The sequence below is a fragment of the Streptomyces sp. NPDC030862 genome, assembly GCF_055571835.1.
The window spans coordinates 99898-120413 of record NZ_JBVIEN010000014.1; the positions used below are offsets into that span (position 1 = coordinate 99898).

Genomic DNA, 20516 nt, shown 5'->3' on the forward strand with positions numbered 1-20516 from the left:
GTGCGGCCGCCTCGGGGGCCTCTTCCCGATCAGGCCGCCACGGGAAGCGCCACCTCCCAGGTGTCGACGGCGTACTCCCTCCGCATCCCGTGCGCCTCGTAGAGCCGCAGGGCGCCCGTCGTGTTGAGCGTGTCCACGCCCAGGCCCAGCGTCCGGCGGCCCAGGGCCGCGTACGCGCCGAAGGCGTGCCGCAGGAGGTGGCCGCCGAGGCCCCGGCCGCGTGCGTCCTCGCGGACGCCGAGGTTGCTCACCCAGGCCATGGACTCGCGGTCGTTGCGGCTGACGAGGACGGCGGTGTCGCCGGCGCCCTCCAGGGCGGCGATCCAGACGAGTGACCAGTCGCACTGCGCGGCGTCCATGTCGTGGCGCCACTGCTCGTACGTACGGCTCCGGTGGTCGAAGTGCCCGGCGAACGTCTCCTCGACGAGGGCGTGGGCGCGGCGGCGGTCAGCCTCGTCGGTGCAGTCGCGCAGCGACACCCCGGCGGGCGGCTCGGGCACCGGGTCGCCCTGCGGCGAGATGGCCCGGCTCATGACGTGGTAGCGCCGCACCCGCCGCCAGCCCCGGGCGTCGAGGAGGGCGGTGTCGGTGGTGGGCTCGTGGTTGAGGTGGAGGTGGACGACCGCCCGGTGCGCTCCGCTGCGGGCCGCCCGCGTGCGGGCCCGCCCCTCGGCCAGCTCCAGCAGCCGTTCGCCGGCGGCCTGGTGCGCGGGCAGGACGTAGTGGTCGATGTCCACGCGCTCGGCCCTCGTGGCGGGCAGCACGAGCGCGTAGGCGACGAGCCGGCCGCCCTCGAAGGCGAGCCACGAGTCCTCGGCGAGGTCGACGTCGGGGTGCGCGAGGTCGGCCTCGACGCTGTGCAGCTCGGTGTCGGGCGCGCCCGTCTCGATCGTGTCGACGGCGTTGAGCAGCTCGCATATCAGCGGCGCGTCGTCCGTCCGGGCGGCCCGGACGGTCCATGGGGGTGCTGGGTGCATCGGATCACTGTCGGCGCCCGGCGTCACGGCGCGCAAACCGTTTTACGGGTGCCGGAAGGGGCCGCCGGGAGAACACTGGCTCCATGAACGACGTTCTGCGTGACTTCCTGTCGACCCTCACCTCCGCCAGCCGGGCGCGCGTCCAGCGGGAACCGGAGGAGCGGCAGCAGCAGCTCGCCGAGCGGTGGCGGGAGCGCCTCTCCGGGGGCGGCCGGTCGCCCGAGCGGCCGGGGGACGGCTTCCTCGTCCCCGACATGTCCGAGGCCGAGCGGGAGGCCGAGTACGTGGCCGCCACCCTGGAGCCCCTGGAGAGCGGGGGGACCGGCGACGGCACCGGGGAAGACCCGGACCCGTCCCGGGAGGGTTGAACCACCGTCCGAGCGGTTACTCGCGGATCCATGGCACGGATGACGAAACGGCAGCACAGGAACGAGCCGGAGCCTCCCGTCACCGGCCCCGGCCAGGGCGGCGGCGGCCACCGCGACACGCACCGCGACGACCGCCCCGGGCCCGACCCCGAGGTCGAGGACAGGGCACCCGACCAGCCCACCGACATGCCCAAACGGTCCTGGGGGGCCGTGCTGCGGCGGACGCTCGCGGAGTTCAAGGACGACGAGCTCGCCGACCGGGCCGCGGCCCTGACGTACTACGGGGTGCTCTCGCTCTTCCCGGCCCTGCTGGTCCTCGTCTCCCTGCTGGGCCTCGCGGGCGACTCGGTCACCCGGTCGGTGCTGGACAACCTCCAGAAGTTCGCGCCCGGCGCGGCGCGGGACGTCATCACCAACGCGGTGCAGCAGCTGCAGGGCTCGGCGGGGGTCGGCTCGGTCATGGCCGTGGTCGGTCTGCTGGCCGCGGTGTGGTCGGCCTCCGGTTACATCGCGGCGTTCATCCGCGCCTCCAACGCGGTGTACGACATGCCCGAGGGCCGCCCGGTGTGGAAGGTGATGCCGCTGCGGCTGGCGCTCACCGTCACGCTGATGGTCCTGGCGCTGGTCAGCGCGCTGATCGTGGTCTTCACGGGCACGCTCGCCCGGCAGGCGGGTACGGCGCTGGGTCTCGGTGACACCGCGATGACCGTCTGGTCCATCGCGAAGTGGCCGGTCCTGGTCCTCCTTGTCACCATCATGATCGCGATCCTGTACTGGGCCGCGCCCAACGCCCGGGGCCGCGGCTTCCGCTGGATCACCCCGGGAAGCCTGGTCGCGCTGCTCATCTGGATGGTGGCCTCCGGCGGCTTCGCCCTGTACGTGGCGAACTTCGGCTCGTACAACAAGACCTACGGCACCCTCGCCGGCGTGATCATCTTCCTGGTCTGGCTGTGGATCACGAACCTGGCGGTCCTGCTGGGCCTGGAGTTCGACGCGGAGCTGGCCCGGCAGCGCGCCATCGACGGCGGCCATCCGGAGGACGAGGAGCCGTACGTGGAGCCGCGCGACACCAGCAAGTGGACCGACGAGGACCGCCGCCGCATGGAGTGACCCCGCCCGGACGAGACGGGCGGGGTCTCTGGGCACATGGTGCCGATCCGGGGGTACCCGGGCGCTGCGGGCCCGTACGGCGGGCCCGAGGCACCGCCCCGGAAAGGGAGGCTTCCGTCATGACCAGCGCACCCCGTATGACCTCCACGCCCCGCAGTCCCGTGCAGCAGGCAGCGCTCCTGGTGGGGGTGGTCTTCCTCCTGGTGGCGGTACTGGGCTTCATCCCGGGCATCACCACCGACTACGGCTCGATGGAGTTCGCGGAGCACCACTCCGAGGCCAAGCTGCTGGGCGTCTTCCAGGTGTCGATCCTGCACAACCTCGTGCACCTGCTGTTCGGCATCGCGGGCCTCGTCATGGCGCGGTCCGTGTCCGGCGCCCGGTCGTTCCTCATCGGCGGCGGGGTCGTCTACCTGGCGCTGTGGCTGTACGGGCTGTTCATCGACCACGACAGCGGCGCCAACTTCGTCCCCGTCAACACGGCCGACAACTGGCTGCACTTCGCCCTGGGAGCCCTGATGGTCCTCCTGGGCGTGGTACTGACCCGGCGTCGCCGCGCCTAGGGCCTGATCCGAAGGACACGCCCTAGCGGGCGGTAAGCAGAACCCACACCTGACCGGGCGCGAAGTTCAGCCGCTGCCCGGCGGGCGTGGTGAAGGTGGTGCCGCTCTCGGCCGCGGGCCGGCTCCACCGGGCGTCGTGGGCGCGGCCGTCGCGTAGGACGAGCGCGCTGCCGGAGCCGACGGTCTCGGTGTACGGCGAGACGCTGCCGGACCGGTCGCGGAACTTCGAGGGGCGTACCTCCACGTCCTGCACCACGACGGTGGGGGCGCCCATCCGGCCGCCGTCCGTGGTCCGGGCGGGCGTCCCGTCCATCGCCACCTGCCAGCGCTTGCCGCTCTCCGACCAGGTGAAGGTGTAGCGCGCCGCCGGGTAGCGGACCGTGTGCTCGTTGACCTGTCGGCCGCCCGCCGGGGCGGCGCCGAAGCGGAACCCGATGTCGCGCGCCTTGTCGGCCTGCGGCGCGGCGGCCAGGGCCCGGTCGGGGCGCAGGTAGAGGTTGTACGGCGCCGGGCGGTCGCCGCCACGGGAGTAGGCGCCCGGCGCGTCCGACGGGGTGAGCGGGAAGAGGGGCGCGGCGTCGATGAGGGGCCGGAGCTTCGACTGCGCGCCGGAGTACGCCAGCGCGGGGCGGCCGAACTGCCGCAGCAGCTCCAGGTCCGACTCGCGCGCGCTGCGCACCGGCCCGACCGTCGGGGGCTGCCTGGAGGAGAAGACGGCGAGGATGCGGCTCTGCCCGGCCTCGACCTGTTCGACGTAGACGATGTCCGCGGCGCCGAGTCCGGTGTGCGGGCGCGCCGGGGGCACATTGTCGATCTTGACGGCGAGCACCGGCGTACCGGAGCGGGCCGGGAGCCCGGTGAAGGGTGAGACGCCGGCCGGGGCGGAAGCGGGCGGCGTGGACGGCTTCGGGGATTCCCGCCGGGGCTCGGAGGAGGAGCAGCCGTAGAGTCCGGCGGCCACGGCGGCGCACACCGCCACGGCCATCCCTGCCGCTGCTGGTCCCGGTTTCCGCTTCGTACCCATCGGCCCAGCTCCCTGCCCACCCTCAGTGCACCACGAAAAGGGCCGCTGGGACAGAGGCGGCGGGAGTATCCGCGCAAGCGTCCATTCGGGGCCTCCTCCGCGACCGGCCGTAGCGGCGGGCGCCGTCGGGGTATGCGACTTCCATGCCCGAGAAGTCTTCCGGTGCCGAGGGCCGGCGGTGGTGGGCCGGCCGGCTGGACCGGCTCGGCCGGCTGTACGGCGCCTTCCACGGCTCGGCCGCCGGGCGCGGATGGCGGCGGGGCAACGAGCTGGAGCTGATGCACCGGTCCATGGGGTTCGCGGCGCTCGGGCTGCTGACCCTGGTGCCGCTGCTCATCGTGGTCGCGGCGGCCGATCCGGCGAACGGGCAGGGCTTCGCCGACTGGGTCTCGGACGGCCTCGGCGTGTCGACCCCGGCGGACATGGAGGTGCGGCGGCTGTTCGCGACGCCGGGGAGGGCGCTGGAGTCGACGACCGGCTTCGGTATCGCGGCGCTGGCCGTCTTCGGGGTGACCTTCGGCGGTGTCGTGCAGACCGGGTACGAGAAGGTGTGGGAGCTGCCCGCCGCGCGCTGGCACACCATGTGGCGGCACGGCGTGTGGCTCGCCGTCCTCATCGGCTACCTGCTGCTCTCCGCGCACGTGGCGACGCGGCCGACCGACGCGGGCGACCTGACGTGGCGCGCCACGGTGGCCGTGGTCAGCGGGGTGCTGTTCTTCTGGTGGTCGCAGCGGCTGCTGCTGGGCGGGCGGCTGCCCTGGCGGGCGCTGCTGCCGGGTGCGGTGGCGACCGTGATCGGACTGGCGGGGCTGCGGGGCTTCTCGCGGCTGGTGTTCTCCCCGCTGATCGCCTCGAACACGGTGGCGTACGGCCCCGTCGGCACCATGCTGGTCGTCCAGTCCTGGCTCGTGGGGGTCGGCTTCGTGGTCTTCGGCGGTTCGCTGGTGGGGCGCCTGCTGTACGAGGAGCGCTGGCACCTGGAGCGGACCGCGCGACGGTGGCGGGACCGCCTCCGGGCGCGGCGGAGGCCGTAGCCCGCCGCCGCGGGCCCGGGGTGTCGCTCAGCCGGCGGTCAGATCAGCCCGGTGCTGGAGAGGTAGTACGCGACCAGGGCCGCCACACAGGCCAGGACCACCCAGGAGCGCAGGCTCGTGTGCCGCTGCCGCCGCTGCGCGCGTCGCCGCATGCGTGCCTCCCGGCGCTCGTGCGCACGCTCCCGCCTGCCCGGCTTGCGGTCGCGGCCGGGGCCGAAGCGGGCGGTCCGGGGGGCGGCGTCGGCGGCGGTGTCGGCGAGCAGGCGGCGGCAGGCCGCGGCGAGCTCCGCCGTGGAGGCGGAGAGCGGCATGACCACTTCGGAGCGCGCCGGGGCGGTGGTGCCGCCGTCCAGGAGGCGGCCGGCCCGCAGCAGCACCTCGTCGCGGCCGCCGGCCGGGGCGAGGCTGATCCAGCGCTCGACGTGCTCGCCGCGGATGACCACTCCCCCGGCGCGGTCCCGGTAGACGGTGTGCTCGCGCCACAGCACCGCGGCCAACTCCCCGGCTCTCTCCCTCAGCTGCGTGCTCATACCCCACCCCTTCACCGAACGTCTGATCGAACCACCGCACTTTAGCGTCAGGTACACACCAAGTGACTCTCGGGGCCAGCGGCGGAATCGGACGCGTGGAGCGCGGGTGGGCGGGCAGGCAAACAGCCGGGCGAAACAGGACCGCCCTTGTAAACAGTGCAAGGATGGACATCCGGGCAGAGCGGCATGGTGACACAGGGCGGTTTGCACATGAATACGAAACCGACAGCGACCAAGGGCGTGACCTCCAGTGAGGCCGTGTACGGCGCCCCGTGCTGGGTCAGCCTGATGACCCACGACCTGAGCGCCGCGCAGAAGTTCTACAGCGCCGTGCTCGGGTGGACGTACCGCCCCGCACGGCTCGGCGAGGAGTTCAGCGTCGCGCTCGCCAACGGCAAACCGGTGGCCGGAATGGGTGCCCTGGCCAGCGCTCTGCAGATGGCCGTCGCCTGGACCCCGTACTTCGCCGTCCAGAACGCCGACGAGACGGCGTCCCGCATCAGGGAGCGCAGCGCCACCGTCGCCGTCGGGCCGGTGTCCTTCGCGATGGGGCGCGGCGCCCTCGCGGCCGACCGGGACGGTGCGGTGTTCGGCATCTGGGAGGGCCGGCTCCTGTCGGGCTGGGAGAACTGGCGGGACGCGGCCCCCGCCTGGGTGAAGCTGCAGACCCGCGACGCCTTCGAGGCGGCGATCTTCTACGGGGAGATCCTCGACTGGGCGAGCGGGCGCCCCGGCTGCTGCGACGTCGAGTACGAGCAGGACGAGGTCGTGCTGCGCAGCGGCGGCCGCGTCGTCGCCCGGCTCAGCTCCGGGGCGCTGGAGGCCGCGCCGGACCCGTCGATCCGCCCGCGCTGGCAGGTCTACTTCCCCGTGCCGGACGTCGACGCCTGCGTACGGGCGACACAGGAGCACGGCGGCTCCGTCATCCACCACGAGCCCGGCGTGGAGGCCACCCTGCGCGACCCGGACGGGGGCCTGTTCGTCGTCACCACCCAGACGCTGGCGGAGTGAGCCGGGCCGCCCGCGGGCGCCCTTCTACGCGCCCGCGGGCATCCTGCGGAGCTGCTCCAGCAGCAGGCCGCGTTCCGCCTCCTCCCGGGCGAGGACGGCCGCCAGGACCTCGTCGTCACGGCGGCGGGTGATGGCCTCCCGTACGAGTCCGGCGAGGACGTCCGGCGGAATGGCCTCCGCCTGGGTGGGAGCGGCTCCGGCGCGCAGAGGGGCGGGCGGCAGGCGCAGCTCGGCGATCTGCGCCTCGGTGACGGCCAGGCGTTCGAACTCCACGCGTACGTCGGGGGCGTCGAGCTCGGCGAAGGCCTTGACGTCCTCCGCGAGGGCGGTGAAGAGGTGCTGCCGCCCGGGGTCCCAGTCGCCGACCACCAGGACGCACACGGCGCCGTGCCCGCCGGTCGCCGCCCGGCGTGCCGCGGCGCGCCTGCCGGACAGGGAGGTGAGCGCCCCGCCCGCGTACACGGGCACGCCCCACGGGTCGGTGACGGCCGCCAGCTGCGGCGCCAGGCCCGTCGGCTCGCACCACACTTCGAGGCGGGCCTCCTGACCGGCCTGCCGGTCGAGCCGGTAGGCGCGGGCGGCGTCGGTGACGGCGCGCCGGAAGCCGGCGGGACCGTCGAACGTCCGCGGTTCGGCGGCGGGGTCGGCGTCGTCGCGGATCGCGAGCCAGGAGATGCGGCCGGCGCGGCGGGCCATGCCGAGCATGTCGGCCAGTCTTCTGTACGTGCGCTCCTGCTTGGCGAGCGCGCCGTCGGCGACCGTCGCGTACCAGATCTGCCGCATGGTCAGCGGCAGTTGTGCGGCGTAGCGGCCGAGGATCATCTCCACCTCGGCGAGCAACTGCTCCGTCGCCGGGCGCGGTTGCCAGCCGGGCTGGTAGCCGCGAGGGCGTCTGTCCGGCACGGTGGCCCCTTTCGACCCGACACCTGTCTCCTTAGGGCTTGCCCACGGAGGCAGGCGCCGTCACCCGTGCGGAGGGTGCGGATCGGGTCACATCCGGCGACGCGGCGCACCGGGCCGGCTGCGCGGGGGCGCGTACGTCAGCCGACCTTGCGGCCCGCGAGCGGCGCGGTGTCCTGGCCGGCGCCGCTCCGCATGCCGCGCAGCAGCTCCTCCAGCGCGTCGAGCGCGGTGCGCTGCGGGTGCCAGCCGAGCTCGACCCGGGCCCGGGTGCAGTCCATCAGCGGCAGGCGCAGCACCGCGTCGAAGAGCTGCGGCGAGGCGGGCACCAGCCGCAGGTTCCAGGCGGCGGCCAGCGCGGCGCGGACGGCCGGGCGGGGCACCCGGACGAGCCGGGCGCCGAGCAGGTCGGCGAGCTCCTCGGCGCCGACGGGGGGCTCGGCGGCGATGTTGAAGGCGCCGCCGACCTCGTGGCTGAGCGCGAGGCGGTACGCCTGTGCCGCGTCGTCGGTGTGCAGGGCCTGGAACCGCAGGCCGGGGATGTCCGGCACGAAGGGGACCGCCCCCGGGCGGGCCAGTGTCCCCGGCAGGAAGCGCCCGGCGAAGATCCGGCGCTGCTCGCTCGCCGACTCCTCCTTGAACAGGAACGCCGGGCGCATCCGCACCACCCTGACGCCGGGGTTGCGGACCTCGAAGGAGTCCAGCACCCGCTCCAGGTACGCCTTCTCACGGCAGTACGCGGCCTCCGGCCAGCCGTGTGTCGGCCACGACTCGCCGACGGCCCGGTCCTTCGGGCCCGGAGAGTAGGCGCCGACGGAGGAGGCGTGGACCAGGACGGGCACGCCGGCGGAGGCGACGTCCCGGAAGACCTGGAGACTGCCGAGGACGTTGGTGCGCCAGGTCCGGACGGGATCGTGGGTCGGCTGGAACGCCCAGGCCAGGTGGATCACGGCGTCGGCGCCCTCGAAGTGCCTGACGAGGTCGGTGTCCTCGGCCAGGTCCACGGCGGCCCAGTCGGTCTTCGGCGGCGACCAGCCGGGCAGCCTGCGCGCCAGGCCCAGTACGGATGCGATCTGCGGGTCGTCGGCCAGCGCCGCCACCACGCTGGTGCCGACGTTGCCGGTGGCTCCGGTGACGACGACCCTCTTGCCGGCTTCCATGCTCACGGTCCTGCCCTCCGACGGATCGTACAGATGTACGGATGTACGGATCGACGTTCCCCGGCACCGCGCCGGGACGCTCCGGGTACCCGCTGGGCGGCCGTCCACGTGCCCGGGGGTGCACCGAGGGCACCATCGTCAACCTCGTGATCATGGCGCTCACCCGTCCGAGCAGGGTGGAAAACGCCGTCCGCGAGCGGGTCGAGGGCGGCCTGCCGCAGGTCGGGGACGTGACGGAAACCCACGCGGTTCCGTCGGCCGCGGACGCCGGTGCGCGGGGGCGCGACCCCTGCCGTAACAGGGCGGAAGGACTCCGATACGGCGCGTTCAGGCCGGAGTTGGCCGGTAATAGCCGAGCCTTTGGCATATGCCAGAAGCACCACCATATCGAGTGTTGCCAAACCCCTTACAGGCCATCGCGCCCTGTGCAACAGTCGTAACCGGTCCTTATATTTCAGACCCTGGCCACACCGCGCCCGTATCGGAGTACGACATGCCGTCCCATCTGTTCGCGGACCGTGCCGCCGGGCAGCCGCCCGAGCGCGGCACGGTGGACGCGCTGATCTCGCAGACCCGCCGACTGCGGGGAGACGTCGACGCCGTACGCCGGGACGCCGTCGCGGACGAGGACGATCCGCAGGGCCGCTGGCAGCGCGCACTGTGCGACCTCGCCGTCCACCAACTCGACGACCTGGGCGCGCAGTTGGGCCAGCTGAAGGAAGGGCTGGGCGAGGACCGCGCCCTCGGCTCCCGGTCCGCCGGCGCCGGGTCCGCCACGGAGTCCCTCGACGAAGGCACCGAGGACGGAGAATCCGCCGAGGAGGCCCTCGCGGACGCGCCGCCGCGCACCGGCGCGCTGCTCAGCCGGGTCGGCAGCGCCCAGTGGAACCTCCTCACCGACGAAGTGACCTGGTCCGACGAGCTGTTCCAGATCTTCGGCCGCTCGCCCGAGGCGGGCCCGATGTCGTTGGACGAGCTGCCGTCCATGGTGTTCGCCGAGGACCAGGCGGCGCTGACCGCGATGGTGACGGGCTGCCTGATCGACGGCAAGCCGATCGACGGCGAGTTCCGGATCGTCCGCGCCGACGGCCGGGTGCGCACCCTCCACATGATGGGCGAGCCGGTCCTCGACGCGGACGGCTGCACGGCGTCGATGTGGGCCGTTTTACGGGACGTCAGCGAACTGCGCCGCAGTGAGCGGGTGGTCCGCGAATCACGCGAGTCGCTCCGCCGCCGCCAGGACATCGAACAGACCGAGCACCGGGTGGCGGTGGAGCTCCAGGAGGCGGTCCTGCCGCCGTGGCGCGGCCCGCTGCGCCTCCCCCACGGCGGGCCCGCGGCCCTCGACCTGGCCGGGCACTACCTGCCGTCCGGGTCCAGTGCGCTGATCGGCGGCGACTGGTACGACGCGCTGGAGCTGCCGGACGGGGACACGCTGCTGTCCGTCGGCGACCTCACCGGGCACGGCGTGTCGGCGACGTCCTCGATGGCGATGCTGCTGGGCGCGCTGCGCGGCATGGCGGTGGCCGGGATCCGGCCCGGGCCGCTGATGGGCCACCTCAACCAGCTGCTGGACGCGTCGGCGCACACGGCGCTGGGCAGCGCCGTGTGCTGCCGCTACAGCCCGGCGACCGGGACGCTGACCTGGGCGCAGGCGGGACACCCCGCCCCGCTGCTGTTCCGCGGTGGGACGGGGCGTGCGCTGACGCGCCCGGACGGCGTGCTCCTCGGGGCCACGCCGCAGACGGCGTACGAGCAGACCGAGGTGCGGCTGCTCCCCGGCGACCTGCTGGTCCTGCACACGGACGGGCTCACGCGCGGCACGGGTGCGGACCCCTTCGGTACGGAGGGGACGGACCGGCTGCTGCGGCTGGCACCGCTGTTCGCCCGGGCGCGCGATGCGCAGGAGTGCGTGCGGATGGTGGTGGACGAGTTCGGCGCCTGCCCGCGTGAGGACGACGCGTGTGTCATGGTCGCCAGGGTCGGCGACCCGTCATAGGGCGTCGGAGGACGCCGCAGGGCGACGGACGACGCCGGTACGGGGCTGTCGGAAGAGTCGGTTACGGAACTGAACGGAAACGGGCCGGGACGGGCGGGACGGACTTCGCGGACCAGGCCGTAGGGCGTCGGCTGTCCGCCGACGGACGCGGCCGGCGGATGCGCTAGATGTCGGTGTTCCGCTGCTTCTGCGTGGTCTTGGGCATCGCCACCTCGATCTCCTCGCGCAGGTCCTCGATCTTCGAGTAGTCCGCGTACTTCCCGGTGAGCCGGTACATCTCCCGGAGCCGGTCCCACGTGCGCTGCGAGGAGGTCTCCCCCATCGACATCAGGGCGAGGCGCGCGTAGCGGTCGGCCTGTTCGGGGTCGTCGGCGATGAAGCACGCCGACGCCATGGACAGGTAGTCGAAGATCTTCGAGCGCTGCCGTCCGTCGACGCGCAGGGCGAGCGCCTTCTGCGCGAAGTGCTGGGCCTGCTTCGCGGCCCCCGGTTCGTGCTCGGCGAGGGTGCGGTAGGCGAGGGCCTGCATCCCGTACAGGTCCTCCTTCTTGAAGGTCTGCATCCAGCTCGGCGGCGGCACGTCGCTGCGGTCGGAGACGAAGAGCTCCTCCGCCTCGCCGAGGGTGCGGCGCATCGCCTGGCCGTGGCCCATCGCCGCCTGCGCCCACGCCTCGATGGTGTGCAGCATGGCGTGCGTGCGGGGCAGCATCTCGGGGCCCGAGCCGGCGCGGGCGAGCTTCATCAGGTCCAGGGCCTCGTCGGGACGGCCGAGGTGGACCATCTGGCGGGCGGCGCGGGAGAGCGCCTCGCCGGCGCGCGGCAGGTCGCCGCCCTCGCGGGCGGCGTGCGCGGCGATGACGAAGTACTTCTGCGCGGTGGGTTCGAGGCCCACGTCGTGGGACATCCAGCCGGCCAGGACGGCGAGGTTGGCGGCGACGGCCCACAGCCGCCGCTGGATGTGCGGGGGGTGGTGGTAGGCGAGCATGCCGCCCACCTCGTTGAGCTGGCCGACGACCGCCTTGCGCTGGAGCCCGCCGCCACGGGCGGCGTCCCAGGCGCGGAACACCTCGACGGAGCGCTCCAGCGCCTCGATCTCCTGGGACCCGATGGGCGCGGCCTCGTAGCGGTCGAACCCGGCCGGGTCGGCGTGCAGGGGGTCGTCGAGGTGCGGGGCGTCCGCGCCGCGTGCGGGATCGGTGCGGAACCAGTCGTGCATGGCGCTGGTCAGTACGGAGCCTGCGGTGAGCGCGGCACCCGCGCCCACCAAGCCGCGTCGGTTGAGCATGAGGTCCATTCCCGTGAATTCGGTGAGGACCGCAGCCGTACGCTCGGGCGCCCAGGGCAGCCCGTCAGGGTTGTCGGTGTTCCTGACGTCCCGCCGTTTCCCGGCGCGCCCGTGTCGTACGAACCCGAGGTCCTCGATGGTCACGACACGGCCGAGTCGCTCGGTGAACAGGGCTGCCAGCACCCGGGGCACGGGATCGCGCGGGGTCTCCCCCATGTCGATCCAGCGCCGGACCCGCGACGTGTCGGTCGCCAGCTGCGGGTGGCCCATGGCCGCCGCCTGCCGGTTCACGAGCCGTGCGAGCTCCCCTTTGGACCAGCCGGCGAGGCCGAACAGGTCTGCAAGGCGGGTGTTGGGTTCTCCGGTCACGTCAAGCCCCCAGGTTCTCGGCTGAGTTGACAGTAGCCCGGTGTCATAGGGCTGGCGACTATTCGCCAGGCTTCGCCAGGGTCCGCCAGATGGTGTGCCACCCGCGCGCGGGTGTCAGGTAGGAAAGCGCCACCCCGCTCCGGTAACCGGCCCTCATTCCCCAGGGTGCGGGCCGGTTGCCGGGACGGGGCAGCGTACGTAACTCGTCGGCACACGAAGGGATCTGTCTCGCCCATGTACACAGCATCGTCCTCCGTGTCCGCCCCGCCCCGGCCTGCGCGTACCCTCCCGGCCGGCAGCGGGCCGTATCCGGATCCACCGCAGGCCGTACGGGCCCGGCGCTGGGCGGGACCGGCGGCGGGGCCGCTCAGTGGAAGGATCGACCTGTCCGGTCCGCAGGGCGCGCAGTTGCGCAAGGCGATCGCGTCGGTGCACCGGATCTGCCCGGAGTTCAACCCCGTCCAGCTGATGCGGCGCAGCAGCCGCTCCGTCCTGCTCGTCGGGACGACGGGACGGGCCACCGCGGTCGCCAAGGTTTTACTGGACCACTCCACCGCCTGGACCGAGCGGATCCGTCATGAGATCGCGGCCTACCGCACCTTCGTACGGCACCGTCCGCCGGTGCGGGCCCCGCGGCTGATCGCCGCGGACCCCGACAACTGCACGCTGGTGATCGAGCGGATGCCCGGGCGGGCCGCAGCGCTCAGCCGGCATCCGTTCGAGGCGCCGCCGCGCGCGGACGTACGGGCCGCGCTGGGGGCGATCGCGCGGCTCAACGCGTGGCGGCCGCCGGCCGGGATGTTCGACGCTCCGCTGGACTACGCCTCGCGGATCTCCCGCTACCACGAGCTGGGGCTCTTCACCGACCGGGACCGGGACGACCTGCAGAAGCTGCTGCACGGGCTGGCGCACGCGGGCGGGCTGGGCGGCGTAGGCCAGTTCTGTCACGGTGACGCGCTGCTGTCGAACATCCTGCTGTCGCCGGCAGGCCCGGTGCTGGTCGACTGGGAGCACGCGGGGTGGTACCTGCCCGGGTACGACCTGGCGACGCTGTGGGCGGTCCTGGGCGATGCCCCGGTGGCCCGGCGGCAGATCGCGCAGCTCGCACAGGCGGCGGGGCCCGCGGCACGCGACGCGTTCCTGGTGAACCTGATGCTCGTGCTGACGCGGGAGATACGGACGTACGAGACGGCCGTGCAGCGCACGATACGAGAGGCGCCGCCGGCCGGCTCGGTACCGGTCCAGCCCGGGGGGCTGTCCGCCGGGGAGGAGCAGCGCCTGCTGCTGAGGCGGCTGCACGACGACTGCGCCATGGCGCGGCGGGCCGTGCGCGCCGCGGTCGGCACGCGCTGACCGCCTCGTGAGGGGCGGCGAACCGAGCCCTGGGAAGGGGGTGTGCGCTGTGTGACCGGTGCCGACACACCGGCACACAGCGCACTGCTGGTTTCAGGGGCCCGGTGGTGCGGCTCGGGAGGCACGGGCCGCGCGGAGGGCCCGGTGGAAGGGGGCGTGCAGGTCCGGCGGCAGGGGGGTGCCGTCGGCGGTGGCGACCAGGGCGGCGGCGACGTCGCGGAGCTTGGTGTTGCCGCGCTGGGAGATCTCCACGAGCACCTGCCAGGCCCGGTCCGCCGGGCAGGGGGTCAGCGCCATGATCATGCCCTGGGCCCGGTCGATGACGCCGCGGCTGTCCAGGGCCCGGCGCAGCTGGTCCACCTCGGTGGCGAGGCGTGCGAGGTCCGTGCGCTCCACGGGGTGCGCGGTCGTCACGGCCGGGTCGGGCCTTCGGTCGGCTTCCACGTCATGAGGTCGTCTCCTCCGCTGTTTCGTGTGCGGTGTGTGCCTGGTGCGGTGTGTGCCTGCCCGCGTTGTGTCCGGGCCCGGACCGGCGCAAGCACGCCGTTCGGCCCGTCCGGGCGGGGACTTTCGTCCCGCCGTGGACGGTCCTTCTTCCGGAGGCCGGCCGGTCCCGGTGTGGGCCGGAGGAGTGGCGGGGCGTTTACCGCCCTCCGTGTCGGATACGCGGCAGATGTCCGTTAGCAGGTGTCGAGGATCCGGGAGGCCGCGCCCATGCCGTCCGACGTGGCGTCGCTGAAGGCCTTCATCGAGCGTGAGATCGCGACGCTCCGCGCCGAGGTGCGCAGGACGACGGATGCCGTCGCGCCCGCCCCCGGCCGCGCCGACGCGCCGGCCCCCGGCGAGGGGGCCCGCAAGGCCGAGCAGTGCCCGTGCGGCCAGGGCCACGGCGCCCGCCACAACTGTGTGGACGCGGGCGAGGACCACGACCCGTGGCGCTGTCTGTGCGCCACCCTGCCGGGTATCCCGGTGTCCGCCGCGCTGCTCGCGCCGGTCCGGGACGGCTCCGGGGCCATCACGGACTTCGTCATCCGGGCCGGCAACCACATCCGCTCGGTGGAGTGGCTGGTGCCGCCGGACCAGCAGGTCGGGCAGCGGTTCTTCGAGGTGGCGCGTACCGGCGCCGCCGCCAGCGGGCTGCTGGCCGCGCTGAGTGAGGTCCTGGAGACCGGGCGGGCGCTGGGCGGCCTGGTGGTGGACTACACCGAGGAGCGGTACGGCAGGCTCCGGCGCGTCCAGCTGGTGCACTACGCGGCGGCCTGCGGCGACCAGGTGCTCACGACCTGGCGGCCGGTACGCAGCCAGGCGGAGCTGCTCACCATCGACGCCCAGCACCTGGCCTCCATGGGGTGGGGGTGGTGGGACCTGCTGTCGGGCGGGGTGTCGTGGTCGGAGGGGCTGCAGCGGATCTTCCGTACGGATCCGGCGCTGCCGTGGACGCTGCTGGAGCTGTGCGACCACCTGGTGGCGGCGGACGTGGGGCCGTTCGGCGAGTTCATCGCGTCCGTCCTCGCCGGTGAGGAGCCCGCCTGGACGCGCATCCGGTTCCTGGTGCTGGGCGAGGTCCGCACGGTGGACCTGCTGGGGCGGCCGGTGGCCGGGACGGACGGGCGGCCGTGGGCGGTGCAGATCGTGGCCCGTGACCTCACGCCGCAGATGCGCAGTCGCCGGCGCCTGGTGGAGAAGCAGGTCGAGACGGACCAGCTGCGGCAGCAGGCCGCGGCGGAGCGGCACGTCGCCTCGGCCCTGCGCGAGGCGCTGCTGCCGACGTACTCCGAGGGGCTGGCGGAGCTGGGGCTGACGGCGGCGGCGGCGTATCTGCCGGCCGAGCCGGACGCGGCCGTCGGCGGCGACTGGTACAAGTGCCGTCCGCTGCCGAACGGCCGGGCACTGATCGCCATCGGGGACGCGAGTGGCCACGGGCTGGACGCGGTGGCGCGGATGGCCCAGCAGCGGTATGCGATGGCGGGTCTCGCCCACTCGGGCGCCTGCGCCGGTGACGTCACCACCTGGCTGAACGAGCTGGTGTGCAGTGAGCCCACCCCCGCCACGGCCACCATGTGCGTGGGGCACGTCGGGGACGACCGGGTGTTCCGCTGGACCTGTGCGGGGCATCCAGCGCCGCTGCTGCTGCGCGACGGCCATGTCTTCGCGCTGCCGACCGACCACCGGGGGCCGATGCTGGGCGTGCTGCCGGGCCACGACTACGAGACGGCGGAGTTCCCGCTGAAGGCCGGGGACGTGCTGCTGCTGTACACCGACGGGGTGGTCGAGCGGCGCGGCCAGGACATCACCGAGGGCATCGACGCGTTGGCGCGGGCGCTGACCGCGAGCAGCGGCCTGGCGCCGCAGGGCATCGTCGACCGGCTCACCGACGAGTACGAACGCACGGTCCACGACGACGACGCCTGCCTGCTCGCCGTGCGCGTCGACTGAGCCGTACGCACAACCGGACGCACACCGCCATTCGTATGACTTGTACGACTAATTTGTGAGCCGCGTGGGACGCACGTGACGTGGGTAGTCCCGGCCCGGAAGTGTCCCTCTGCCCACCCCTTTTTCGTCGAAAGGCCCCGCGCGCATGGCTCAGCCCTTCGTCCTGCCGGATTTCTACGTGCCGTATCCGGCACGCCTCAATCCCCACCTGGAGGCCGCCCGGGTCCACACCAAGCGGTGGGCGCGACGGATGGGGATGCTGGAGGGGTCGGGCGTCTGGGAGGAGCACGACCTCGACTCGCACGACTACGCCCTGCTGTGCTCGTACACCCATCCCGACTGCGACGCCGACGCGCTGTCCCTCGTCACCGACTGGTACGTCTGGGTGTTCTTCTTCGACGACCACTTCCTGGAGGTGTTCAAGCGCACCCAGGACCTGGCCGGCGGCAAGGCCTACCTGGACCGGATGCCCGCCTTCATGCCGATGGACCTCGAGCAGGGGATGCCGGAGGCGACCAACCCGGTCGAGGCGGGCCTCGCCGACCTGTGGACCCGTACCGTGCCGAGCATGTCGGCGGGGTGGAGGGCCCGGTTCGCGGAGGCCACCGAGCACCTGCTCAACGAGTCCCTGTGGGAGCTCGCCAACATCAACGAGGGGCGGATCGCCAACCCCGTCGAGTACATCGAGATGCGCCGCAAGGTCGGCGGCGCGCCGTGGTCGGCGGGGCTGGTGGAGTACGCCGCCGGCGCCGAGGTCCCGGTGTCGGTCGCGGACGCGCGGCCGCTGCTGGTGCTGCGGGACACGTTCGCCGACGCCGTGCACCTGCGCAACGACCTCTTCTCGTACCAGCGGGAGGTCGAGGACGAGGGCGAGAACAGCAACGGCGTGCTGGTCCTGGAGAAGTTCCTCGGCTGCTCGACGCAGGAGGCCGCCGAAGCCGTCAACGACCTGCTGACGTCCCGGCTGCAGCAGTTCGAGAACACGGCGCTGACCGAGGTGCCCGCGCTGTGCGTGGAGAAGGGGCTCGGGCCCGAGGAGTGCGCCGCCGTCGCCGCGTACGCGAAGGGGCTGCAGGACTGGCAGTCCGGCGGCCACGAGTGGCACATGCGTTCCAGCCGCTACATGAACGAGGGTGCGCTGGGCGGGCGTTCGGCGCTCCCCGGGGTGCTGGGCACGTCGGCGCTCGACATCCGCACGCTCTTCGGGCGGCCCGCGGCCGCGCGGCTGCGCACCCTCACCCATGTGCCGCACCAGCAGGTCGGGCCGTCGCTGCTGCCCGACTTCGACCTGCCCTTCCCCCTGTCGCTCAGCCCGCACCTGGACGACGCCCGCGCGAAGGCGCTGGCGTGGGCCGGGCAGATGGGCCTGCTCGACGACATCTGGGACGAGGCCATGATGGACGGCTTCGACCTCCCGCTGTGCGCGGCCGGTCTGGACCCGGACGCCACCGCCGAGGAGTTGGAGCTCAGCTCCCTGTGGCTGACCTGGGGCACGTACGGCGACGACTACTACCCGCTGGTGTTCGGCAAGCCGCGCGACCTCGCCGGTGCGAAGGTGTACACCGAGCGGCTCAAGGAGTGCATGCCGGTCGACGACCCGGCGGCCGCCCCGGCCGACGCCGTCAGTCCGATGGAGCGGTCGCTGGCCGATCTGTGGGCCCGCACGGCCGGTCCGATGAGCCCCGAGGCCCGGGCCTCCCTGCGCCTGGCGATGGACCGCATGCTGGACAGCTGGATGTGGGAGCTGCACAACCAGGCGCAGCACCGGGTGCCCGACCCGGTCGACTACATCGAGATGCGGCGCCAGACCTTCGGCTCCGACATGACGATGAGCCTGGCGCGGCTGCGGCACGAGGGCGGGCTGCCGGCGGAGCTCCTGCGGAGCGGCCCGGTGCGCAGCCTGGAGAACGCGGCCCAGGACTACGCCACGATGCTCAACGACCTCTTCTCGTACCAGAAGGAGATCGAGGTCGAGGGCGAGGTGCACAACGGGGTGCTGGTGGTGCAGACCTTCTTCGGCTGCGACTATCCCACCGGTGTCTCGATCATCGATGACCTGATGCGGGGGCGGCTGCGGCAGTTCCTGCACGTGAAGGAGAAGGAACTGCCCGTGCTGATCGAGCAGTTCGGGCTGGCGGAGACCGGGCGGGCGGCGCTCGACGCGTATGTGCGGGAGCTGGAGGACTGGCTGGCCGGCATCCTCAACTGGCACCGCAACGTGCGCCGTTACCGCGACGAGGACGTCCGCTCGGGCGCGGGGACGGCACGGCTGCGCGGCCTGAGCGCGCCGGCCCGTACGGCGCCCACCGGTGGCCTGCCGACCGGGCCGGTGGGGCTGGGCACCTCGGCGGCCCGGGTGGCGGAGCTCTTCACGTCCCGGAGCTGAGCGGGAGGGACGTCCGTCAGGAGGAGGGGCGGACGCCGCGGAGCTGGTCCAGTTCGCGGCGTTCGCGCTTGGTCGGGCGTCCGGCGCCGCGGTCGCGGACACCGGCCAGCGCCACGTGCTCGCGGGGCGGCGGGGGCGGGCTGTTGTCGATGTACGCCTCCGCCGCGACGGGCGCGCCGACCCGCTTGGCGAGCACGCGCGTGACCTTGACGATCCGCTCGCGGCCCGCGTGGAAGAGCCGCACCTCGTCACCCGGCTTGACCGCCTGCGAGGGCTTGACGCGCTCACCGTTGACACGGACGTGCCCGGCACGGCAGGCCGCGGCGGCCTGCGAGCGGGTCTTGGTGAGCCGTACGGCCCAGATCCAGCTGTCGACGCGGGCGGTCGCCCGCGTGGTCCCCTCGTCCGTCGCCATGGGCTCAGCCCTGCTGGAAGAGTTCCGCGGGCAGGGGCTTGAGCAGCGCGTACAGGTCGTCGGTGATGGGGCGGTCCCAGCTGGCGATGGTGACCAGGACGTTGTCGCTGCGGTCGAACTGCACGCAGGAGATGCGGCTCTCGGAGAGCTTGAGGCGGCGCACGATCAGCAGGTTGTCGCCCTGCATGACCGGCACGTCCTCGGTCTCGACGACCTCGACCGGCTCGTCGTTGTCGAGCGCGGCGAGCAGCTGGGCGACCTCGAAGGGCACCTGGCCCTCGGCGAGCTCGCGCGCCGGGGAGCCCTCCGGGAGGTTGCCGATGATCATCGCGGGGCCCCGGCCGCCGAACAGGTCGTACCGGAGGAAGACACCCTGGCAGCTGCCGTCGGGGGCGGGGAGCAGACCGGCGCCGAGATTGCCGGGCCAGTCGCCCGGGTCCATGGCCAGGACATCGAAGTCCGGGCCGGCGGGTGTGGCGGCGCTGCGGCGACGGAGGAAGGACATGCCGCCATGGTACGTGCCCGGGCGCCCGGAACGGCGGGCGCCCCCTCGCCGGACGGGCCCCCGAACGGCGGGTAGGCGGGCGGCCCGCACCGCCGCACGCACGGGCGCGGCTCCGGGCGGTTCACCGCATCGGGGGACGGCCCGCCGCCGGGCCCGCCGCTCCCCCGCTCTCGGCGAGGACGCGCAGGACGGTGAGGGCCCGCTGGGCGTGGGCGTGCTCCACGAAGAGGTGGTCGTGGTGGTAGCCCGCCACGACGTTGCAGCTCAGGCCGGCGTCGGCGAGGGCGCCCGCGACGGCGGCGGTCAGACCGACGGCGTCGAGGGCGGAGTGGACACGGAGGGTGATCCAGCCGGCCACGTAGTCGTACGGGAGCGATGCCGCGTCCGCCTCCTCCTCGCGGACGACCAGGGTGAGGCCCTCGGACTCGGCGACCGTGACCACGGGGTGCAGGCCGGGCGGGACGGCCGGGCCGTCGACGGCGCAGAAGACGTAGCGGCCGGGGTTGAGCTCGGGCCGCAGGGCGGCCAGGAGCCGGGTCAGGTCGCGCTCTCCGCTGGTTCCACTCATGATCACCAGCTTAGGCGCCGCCCTGCCGGTGAGGGTGGGACGGGCACGGCCGTGGGGTCGACCTCGTCGTACCCGTGGCTCCTGGCGTACGCCGCGAACCCGGGGAGCGCGGCGAGCGGCGCCCGGCGCCCTCCCGTCCGCCCGAAGGGCCGACTGAGGGCGCGGGGCCCCTTCCGGGATGCCGCGGTCAGGTGAGGTCGAACTCGCCATCCCGGGCATTGAGGACGAAGGCGCGCCACTCGGCCGGGGTGAAGATCAGCGACGGACTTTCCGGGCGGGTGGCGTTGCGCATGGCGATGAAGCCCTCGACGAAGGCGATCTGGACATCGCCGGCGCCCTGACTGCCCGATCGCCACTCCGCGTCGCTGAGGTCGAGGTCCGGCTTGTTCCAGCCCGTGAGCTGCTGCTGGGCGGTGATGCTGTCGGCCACGTGCGTGCTCCTCCCGGTTCGTCCGTCCGCGCACACCCTAGTCACCACGGACCGTCCCGGACAGACCGCGATCAAGGGGTGTGACCCGGATAC

At 73.4% G+C, this 20516-nt stretch carries 20 protein-coding genes; 9 read left to right on the forward strand and 11 right to left on the reverse strand.

The genetic code is table 11. The annotated features are described in order from the left end of the window. Positions 1-29 precede the first annotated feature (29 nt). The gene (locus tag ACZ42X_RS30855) at positions 30-977 is read right to left on the reverse strand and encodes a GNAT family N-acetyltransferase (protein WP_468296976.1); all 948 of its coding nucleotides are present in this window, start codon (positions 975-977) and stop codon (positions 30-32) included. An 83-nt stretch (positions 978-1060) separates the two neighbouring features. On the opposite strand from ACZ42X_RS30855, the gene ACZ42X_RS30860 reads away from it, so the two are divergent. The 3 genes from ACZ42X_RS30860 to ACZ42X_RS30870 all read left to right on the forward strand — a co-directional run bounded on the left by ACZ42X_RS30860 (position 1061) and on the right by ACZ42X_RS30870 (position 3018). Then, entirely contained in the window at positions 1061-1345 is a 285-nt protein-coding gene (locus ACZ42X_RS30860) for a hypothetical protein (protein ID WP_468296979.1), read from the forward strand. Positions 1346-1375: 30 nt separating this feature from the next. Continuing rightward, the gene (locus tag ACZ42X_RS30865) at positions 1376-2455 is read left to right on the forward strand and encodes a YihY/virulence factor BrkB family protein (protein WP_468296982.1); all 1080 of its coding nucleotides are present in this window, start codon (positions 1376-1378) and stop codon (positions 2453-2455) included. A gap of 119 nt (positions 2456-2574) precedes the next feature. Further along, entirely contained in the window at positions 2575-3018 is a 444-nt protein-coding gene (locus ACZ42X_RS30870) for a DUF4383 domain-containing protein (protein ID WP_468296984.1), read from the forward strand. Positions 3019-3040: 22 nt separating this feature from the next. Here the strand turns inward: ACZ42X_RS30870 and ACZ42X_RS30875 are convergent, their stop codons facing one another. Further along, on the reverse strand, positions 3041-4042 hold the full coding sequence (locus tag ACZ42X_RS30875) for a DUF3048 domain-containing protein (RefSeq protein ID WP_468296986.1): 1002 nt from the start codon (positions 4040-4042) through the stop codon (positions 3041-3043). A gap of 143 nt (positions 4043-4185) precedes the next feature. Between ACZ42X_RS30875 and ACZ42X_RS30880 the strand changes: the two genes are divergently transcribed. Next, on the forward strand, positions 4186-5076 hold the full coding sequence (locus tag ACZ42X_RS30880) for a ribonuclease BN (protein ID WP_468296989.1): 891 nt from the start codon (positions 4186-4188) through the stop codon (positions 5074-5076). A 38-nt stretch (positions 5077-5114) separates the two neighbouring features. Here ACZ42X_RS30880 and ACZ42X_RS30885 read toward each other — a convergent pair whose 3' ends face one another. Beyond that, complete coding sequence (locus tag ACZ42X_RS30885; RefSeq protein ID WP_468296992.1) at positions 5115-5606, reverse strand: hypothetical protein; 492 nt, start codon at positions 5604-5606, stop codon at positions 5115-5117. A gap of 210 nt (positions 5607-5816) precedes the next feature. Here ACZ42X_RS30885 and ACZ42X_RS30890 point away from each other — a divergent pair, with 210 nt between their 5' ends. Beyond that, positions 5817-6617, forward strand: a complete 801-nt coding sequence (locus ACZ42X_RS30890) for a VOC family protein (RefSeq protein WP_361425006.1) — start codon at positions 5817-5819, stop codon at positions 6615-6617. A gap of 24 nt (positions 6618-6641) precedes the next feature. Here the strand turns inward: ACZ42X_RS30890 and ACZ42X_RS30895 are convergent, their stop codons facing one another. Then, entirely contained in the window at positions 6642-7520 is an 879-nt protein-coding gene (locus ACZ42X_RS30895) for a hypothetical protein (RefSeq protein ID WP_468296995.1), read from the reverse strand. Between the two features lie 137 nt (positions 7521-7657). Further along, the gene (locus ACZ42X_RS30900; RefSeq protein WP_468297061.1) at positions 7658-8677 is read right to left on the reverse strand and encodes an NAD-dependent epimerase/dehydratase family protein; all 1020 of its coding nucleotides are present in this window, start codon (positions 8675-8677) and stop codon (positions 7658-7660) included. A gap of 493 nt (positions 8678-9170) precedes the next feature. Between ACZ42X_RS30900 and ACZ42X_RS30905 the strand changes: the two genes are divergently transcribed. Then, on the forward strand, positions 9171-10676 hold the full coding sequence (locus ACZ42X_RS30905; RefSeq protein WP_468296998.1) for a PP2C family protein-serine/threonine phosphatase: 1506 nt from the start codon (positions 9171-9173) through the stop codon (positions 10674-10676). A 163-nt stretch (positions 10677-10839) separates the two neighbouring features. Here the strand turns inward: ACZ42X_RS30905 and ACZ42X_RS30910 are convergent, their stop codons facing one another. Then, a complete protein-coding gene (locus ACZ42X_RS30910; RefSeq protein WP_468297001.1) occupies positions 10840-12330 on the reverse strand; it encodes a DNA-binding protein NsdB in 1491 nt (496 codons plus the stop codon). A 234-nt stretch (positions 12331-12564) separates the two neighbouring features. Between ACZ42X_RS30910 and ACZ42X_RS30915 the strand changes: the two genes are divergently transcribed. Next, the gene (locus tag ACZ42X_RS30915) at positions 12565-13683 is read left to right on the forward strand and encodes an aminoglycoside phosphotransferase family protein (protein WP_468297003.1); all 1119 of its coding nucleotides are present in this window, start codon (positions 12565-12567) and stop codon (positions 13681-13683) included. Positions 13684-13776: 93 nt separating this feature from the next. Here the strand turns inward: ACZ42X_RS30915 and ACZ42X_RS30920 are convergent, their stop codons facing one another. Next, positions 13777-14127, reverse strand: a complete 351-nt coding sequence (locus ACZ42X_RS30920; RefSeq protein ID WP_468297006.1) for an ANTAR domain-containing protein — start codon at positions 14125-14127, stop codon at positions 13777-13779. 270 nt (positions 14128-14397) lie between these two features. Here ACZ42X_RS30920 and ACZ42X_RS30925 point away from each other — a divergent pair, with 270 nt between their 5' ends. Together ACZ42X_RS30925 and ACZ42X_RS30930 are read left to right on the forward strand one after the other, a co-directional pair. Next, positions 14398-16119: a PP2C family protein-serine/threonine phosphatase gene (locus ACZ42X_RS30925; protein WP_468297008.1), complete on the forward strand. Its 1722-nt coding sequence runs from the start codon at positions 14398-14400 to the stop codon at positions 16117-16119. 145 nt (positions 16120-16264) lie between these two features. Beyond that, complete coding sequence (locus ACZ42X_RS30930; protein WP_468297010.1) at positions 16265-18505, forward strand: terpene synthase family protein; 2241 nt, start codon at positions 16265-16267, stop codon at positions 18503-18505. 16 nt (positions 18506-18521) lie between these two features. On the opposite strand, the gene ACZ42X_RS30935 is transcribed toward ACZ42X_RS30930, so the two are convergent. The 4 genes from ACZ42X_RS30935 to ACZ42X_RS30950 all read right to left on the reverse strand — a co-directional run bounded on the left by ACZ42X_RS30935 (position 18522) and on the right by ACZ42X_RS30950 (position 20423). After that, positions 18522-18920, reverse strand: a complete 399-nt coding sequence (locus tag ACZ42X_RS30935) for an RNA-binding S4 domain-containing protein (protein ID WP_468297012.1) — start codon at positions 18918-18920, stop codon at positions 18522-18524. Between the two features lie 4 nt (positions 18921-18924). Further along, a complete protein-coding gene (locus tag ACZ42X_RS30940) occupies positions 18925-19425 on the reverse strand; it encodes a hypothetical protein (RefSeq protein WP_355357744.1) in 501 nt (166 codons plus the stop codon). Positions 19426-19546: 121 nt separating this feature from the next. Beyond that, positions 19547-19993, reverse strand: coding sequence for an ACT domain-containing protein (locus ACZ42X_RS30945; RefSeq protein WP_468297015.1), 447 nt, complete (start codon positions 19991-19993; stop codon positions 19547-19549). A gap of 187 nt (positions 19994-20180) precedes the next feature. After that, positions 20181-20423 carry a DUF397 domain-containing protein gene (locus ACZ42X_RS30950; RefSeq protein ID WP_468297018.1) on the reverse strand — a complete coding sequence of 81 codons (243 nt, stop codon included), beginning with the start codon at positions 20421-20423 and terminating at the stop codon, positions 20181-20183. Positions 20424-20516 lie beyond the last annotated feature (93 nt).

Bases quoted from the DNA above. Each gene is read 5' to 3' on its own strand.
- ACZ42X_RS30880 (WP_468296989.1), top strand. From the start codon at position 4,186: ATGCCCGAGAAGTCTTCCGGTGCCGAGGGCCGGCGGTGGTGGGCCGGC.
- ACZ42X_RS30945 (WP_468297015.1), bottom strand. From the start codon at position 19,993: ATGAGTGGAACCAGCGGAGAGCGCGACCTGACCCGGCTCCTGGCCGCC.
- ACZ42X_RS30890 (WP_361425006.1), top strand. From the start codon at position 5,817: ATGAATACGAAACCGACAGCGACCAAGGGCGTGACCTCCAGTGAGGCC.
- ACZ42X_RS30875 (WP_468296986.1), bottom strand. From the start codon at position 4,042: ATGGGTACGAAGCGGAAACCGGGACCAGCAGCGGCAGGGATGGCCGTG.
- ACZ42X_RS30860 (WP_468296979.1), top strand. From the start codon at position 1,061: ATGAACGACGTTCTGCGTGACTTCCTGTCGACCCTCACCTCCGCCAGC.
- ACZ42X_RS30925 (WP_468297008.1), top strand. From the start codon at position 14,398: ATGCCGTCCGACGTGGCGTCGCTGAAGGCCTTCATCGAGCGTGAGATC.
- ACZ42X_RS30905 (WP_468296998.1), top strand. From the start codon at position 9,171: ATGCCGTCCCATCTGTTCGCGGACCGTGCCGCCGGGCAGCCGCCCGAG.
- ACZ42X_RS30930 (WP_468297010.1), top strand. From the start codon at position 16,265: ATGGCTCAGCCCTTCGTCCTGCCGGATTTCTACGTGCCGTATCCGGCA.
- ACZ42X_RS30935 (WP_468297012.1), bottom strand. From the start codon at position 18,920: ATGGCGACGGACGAGGGGACCACGCGGGCGACCGCCCGCGTCGACAGC.
- ACZ42X_RS30885 (WP_468296992.1), bottom strand. From the start codon at position 5,606: ATGAGCACGCAGCTGAGGGAGAGAGCCGGGGAGTTGGCCGCGGTGCTG.
- ACZ42X_RS30855 (WP_468296976.1), bottom strand. From the start codon at position 977: ATGCACCCAGCACCCCCATGGACCGTCCGGGCCGCCCGGACGGACGAC.
- ACZ42X_RS30865 (WP_468296982.1), top strand. From the start codon at position 1,376: ATGGCACGGATGACGAAACGGCAGCACAGGAACGAGCCGGAGCCTCCC.
- ACZ42X_RS30870 (WP_468296984.1), top strand. From the start codon at position 2,575: ATGACCAGCGCACCCCGTATGACCTCCACGCCCCGCAGTCCCGTGCAG.
- ACZ42X_RS30915 (WP_468297003.1), top strand. From the start codon at position 12,565: ATGTACACAGCATCGTCCTCCGTGTCCGCCCCGCCCCGGCCTGCGCGT.
- ACZ42X_RS30900 (WP_468297061.1), bottom strand. From the start codon at position 8,677: ATGGAAGCCGGCAAGAGGGTCGTCGTCACCGGAGCCACCGGCAACGTC.
- ACZ42X_RS30940 (WP_355357744.1), bottom strand. From the start codon at position 19,425: ATGTCCTTCCTCCGTCGCCGCAGCGCCGCCACACCCGCCGGCCCGGAC.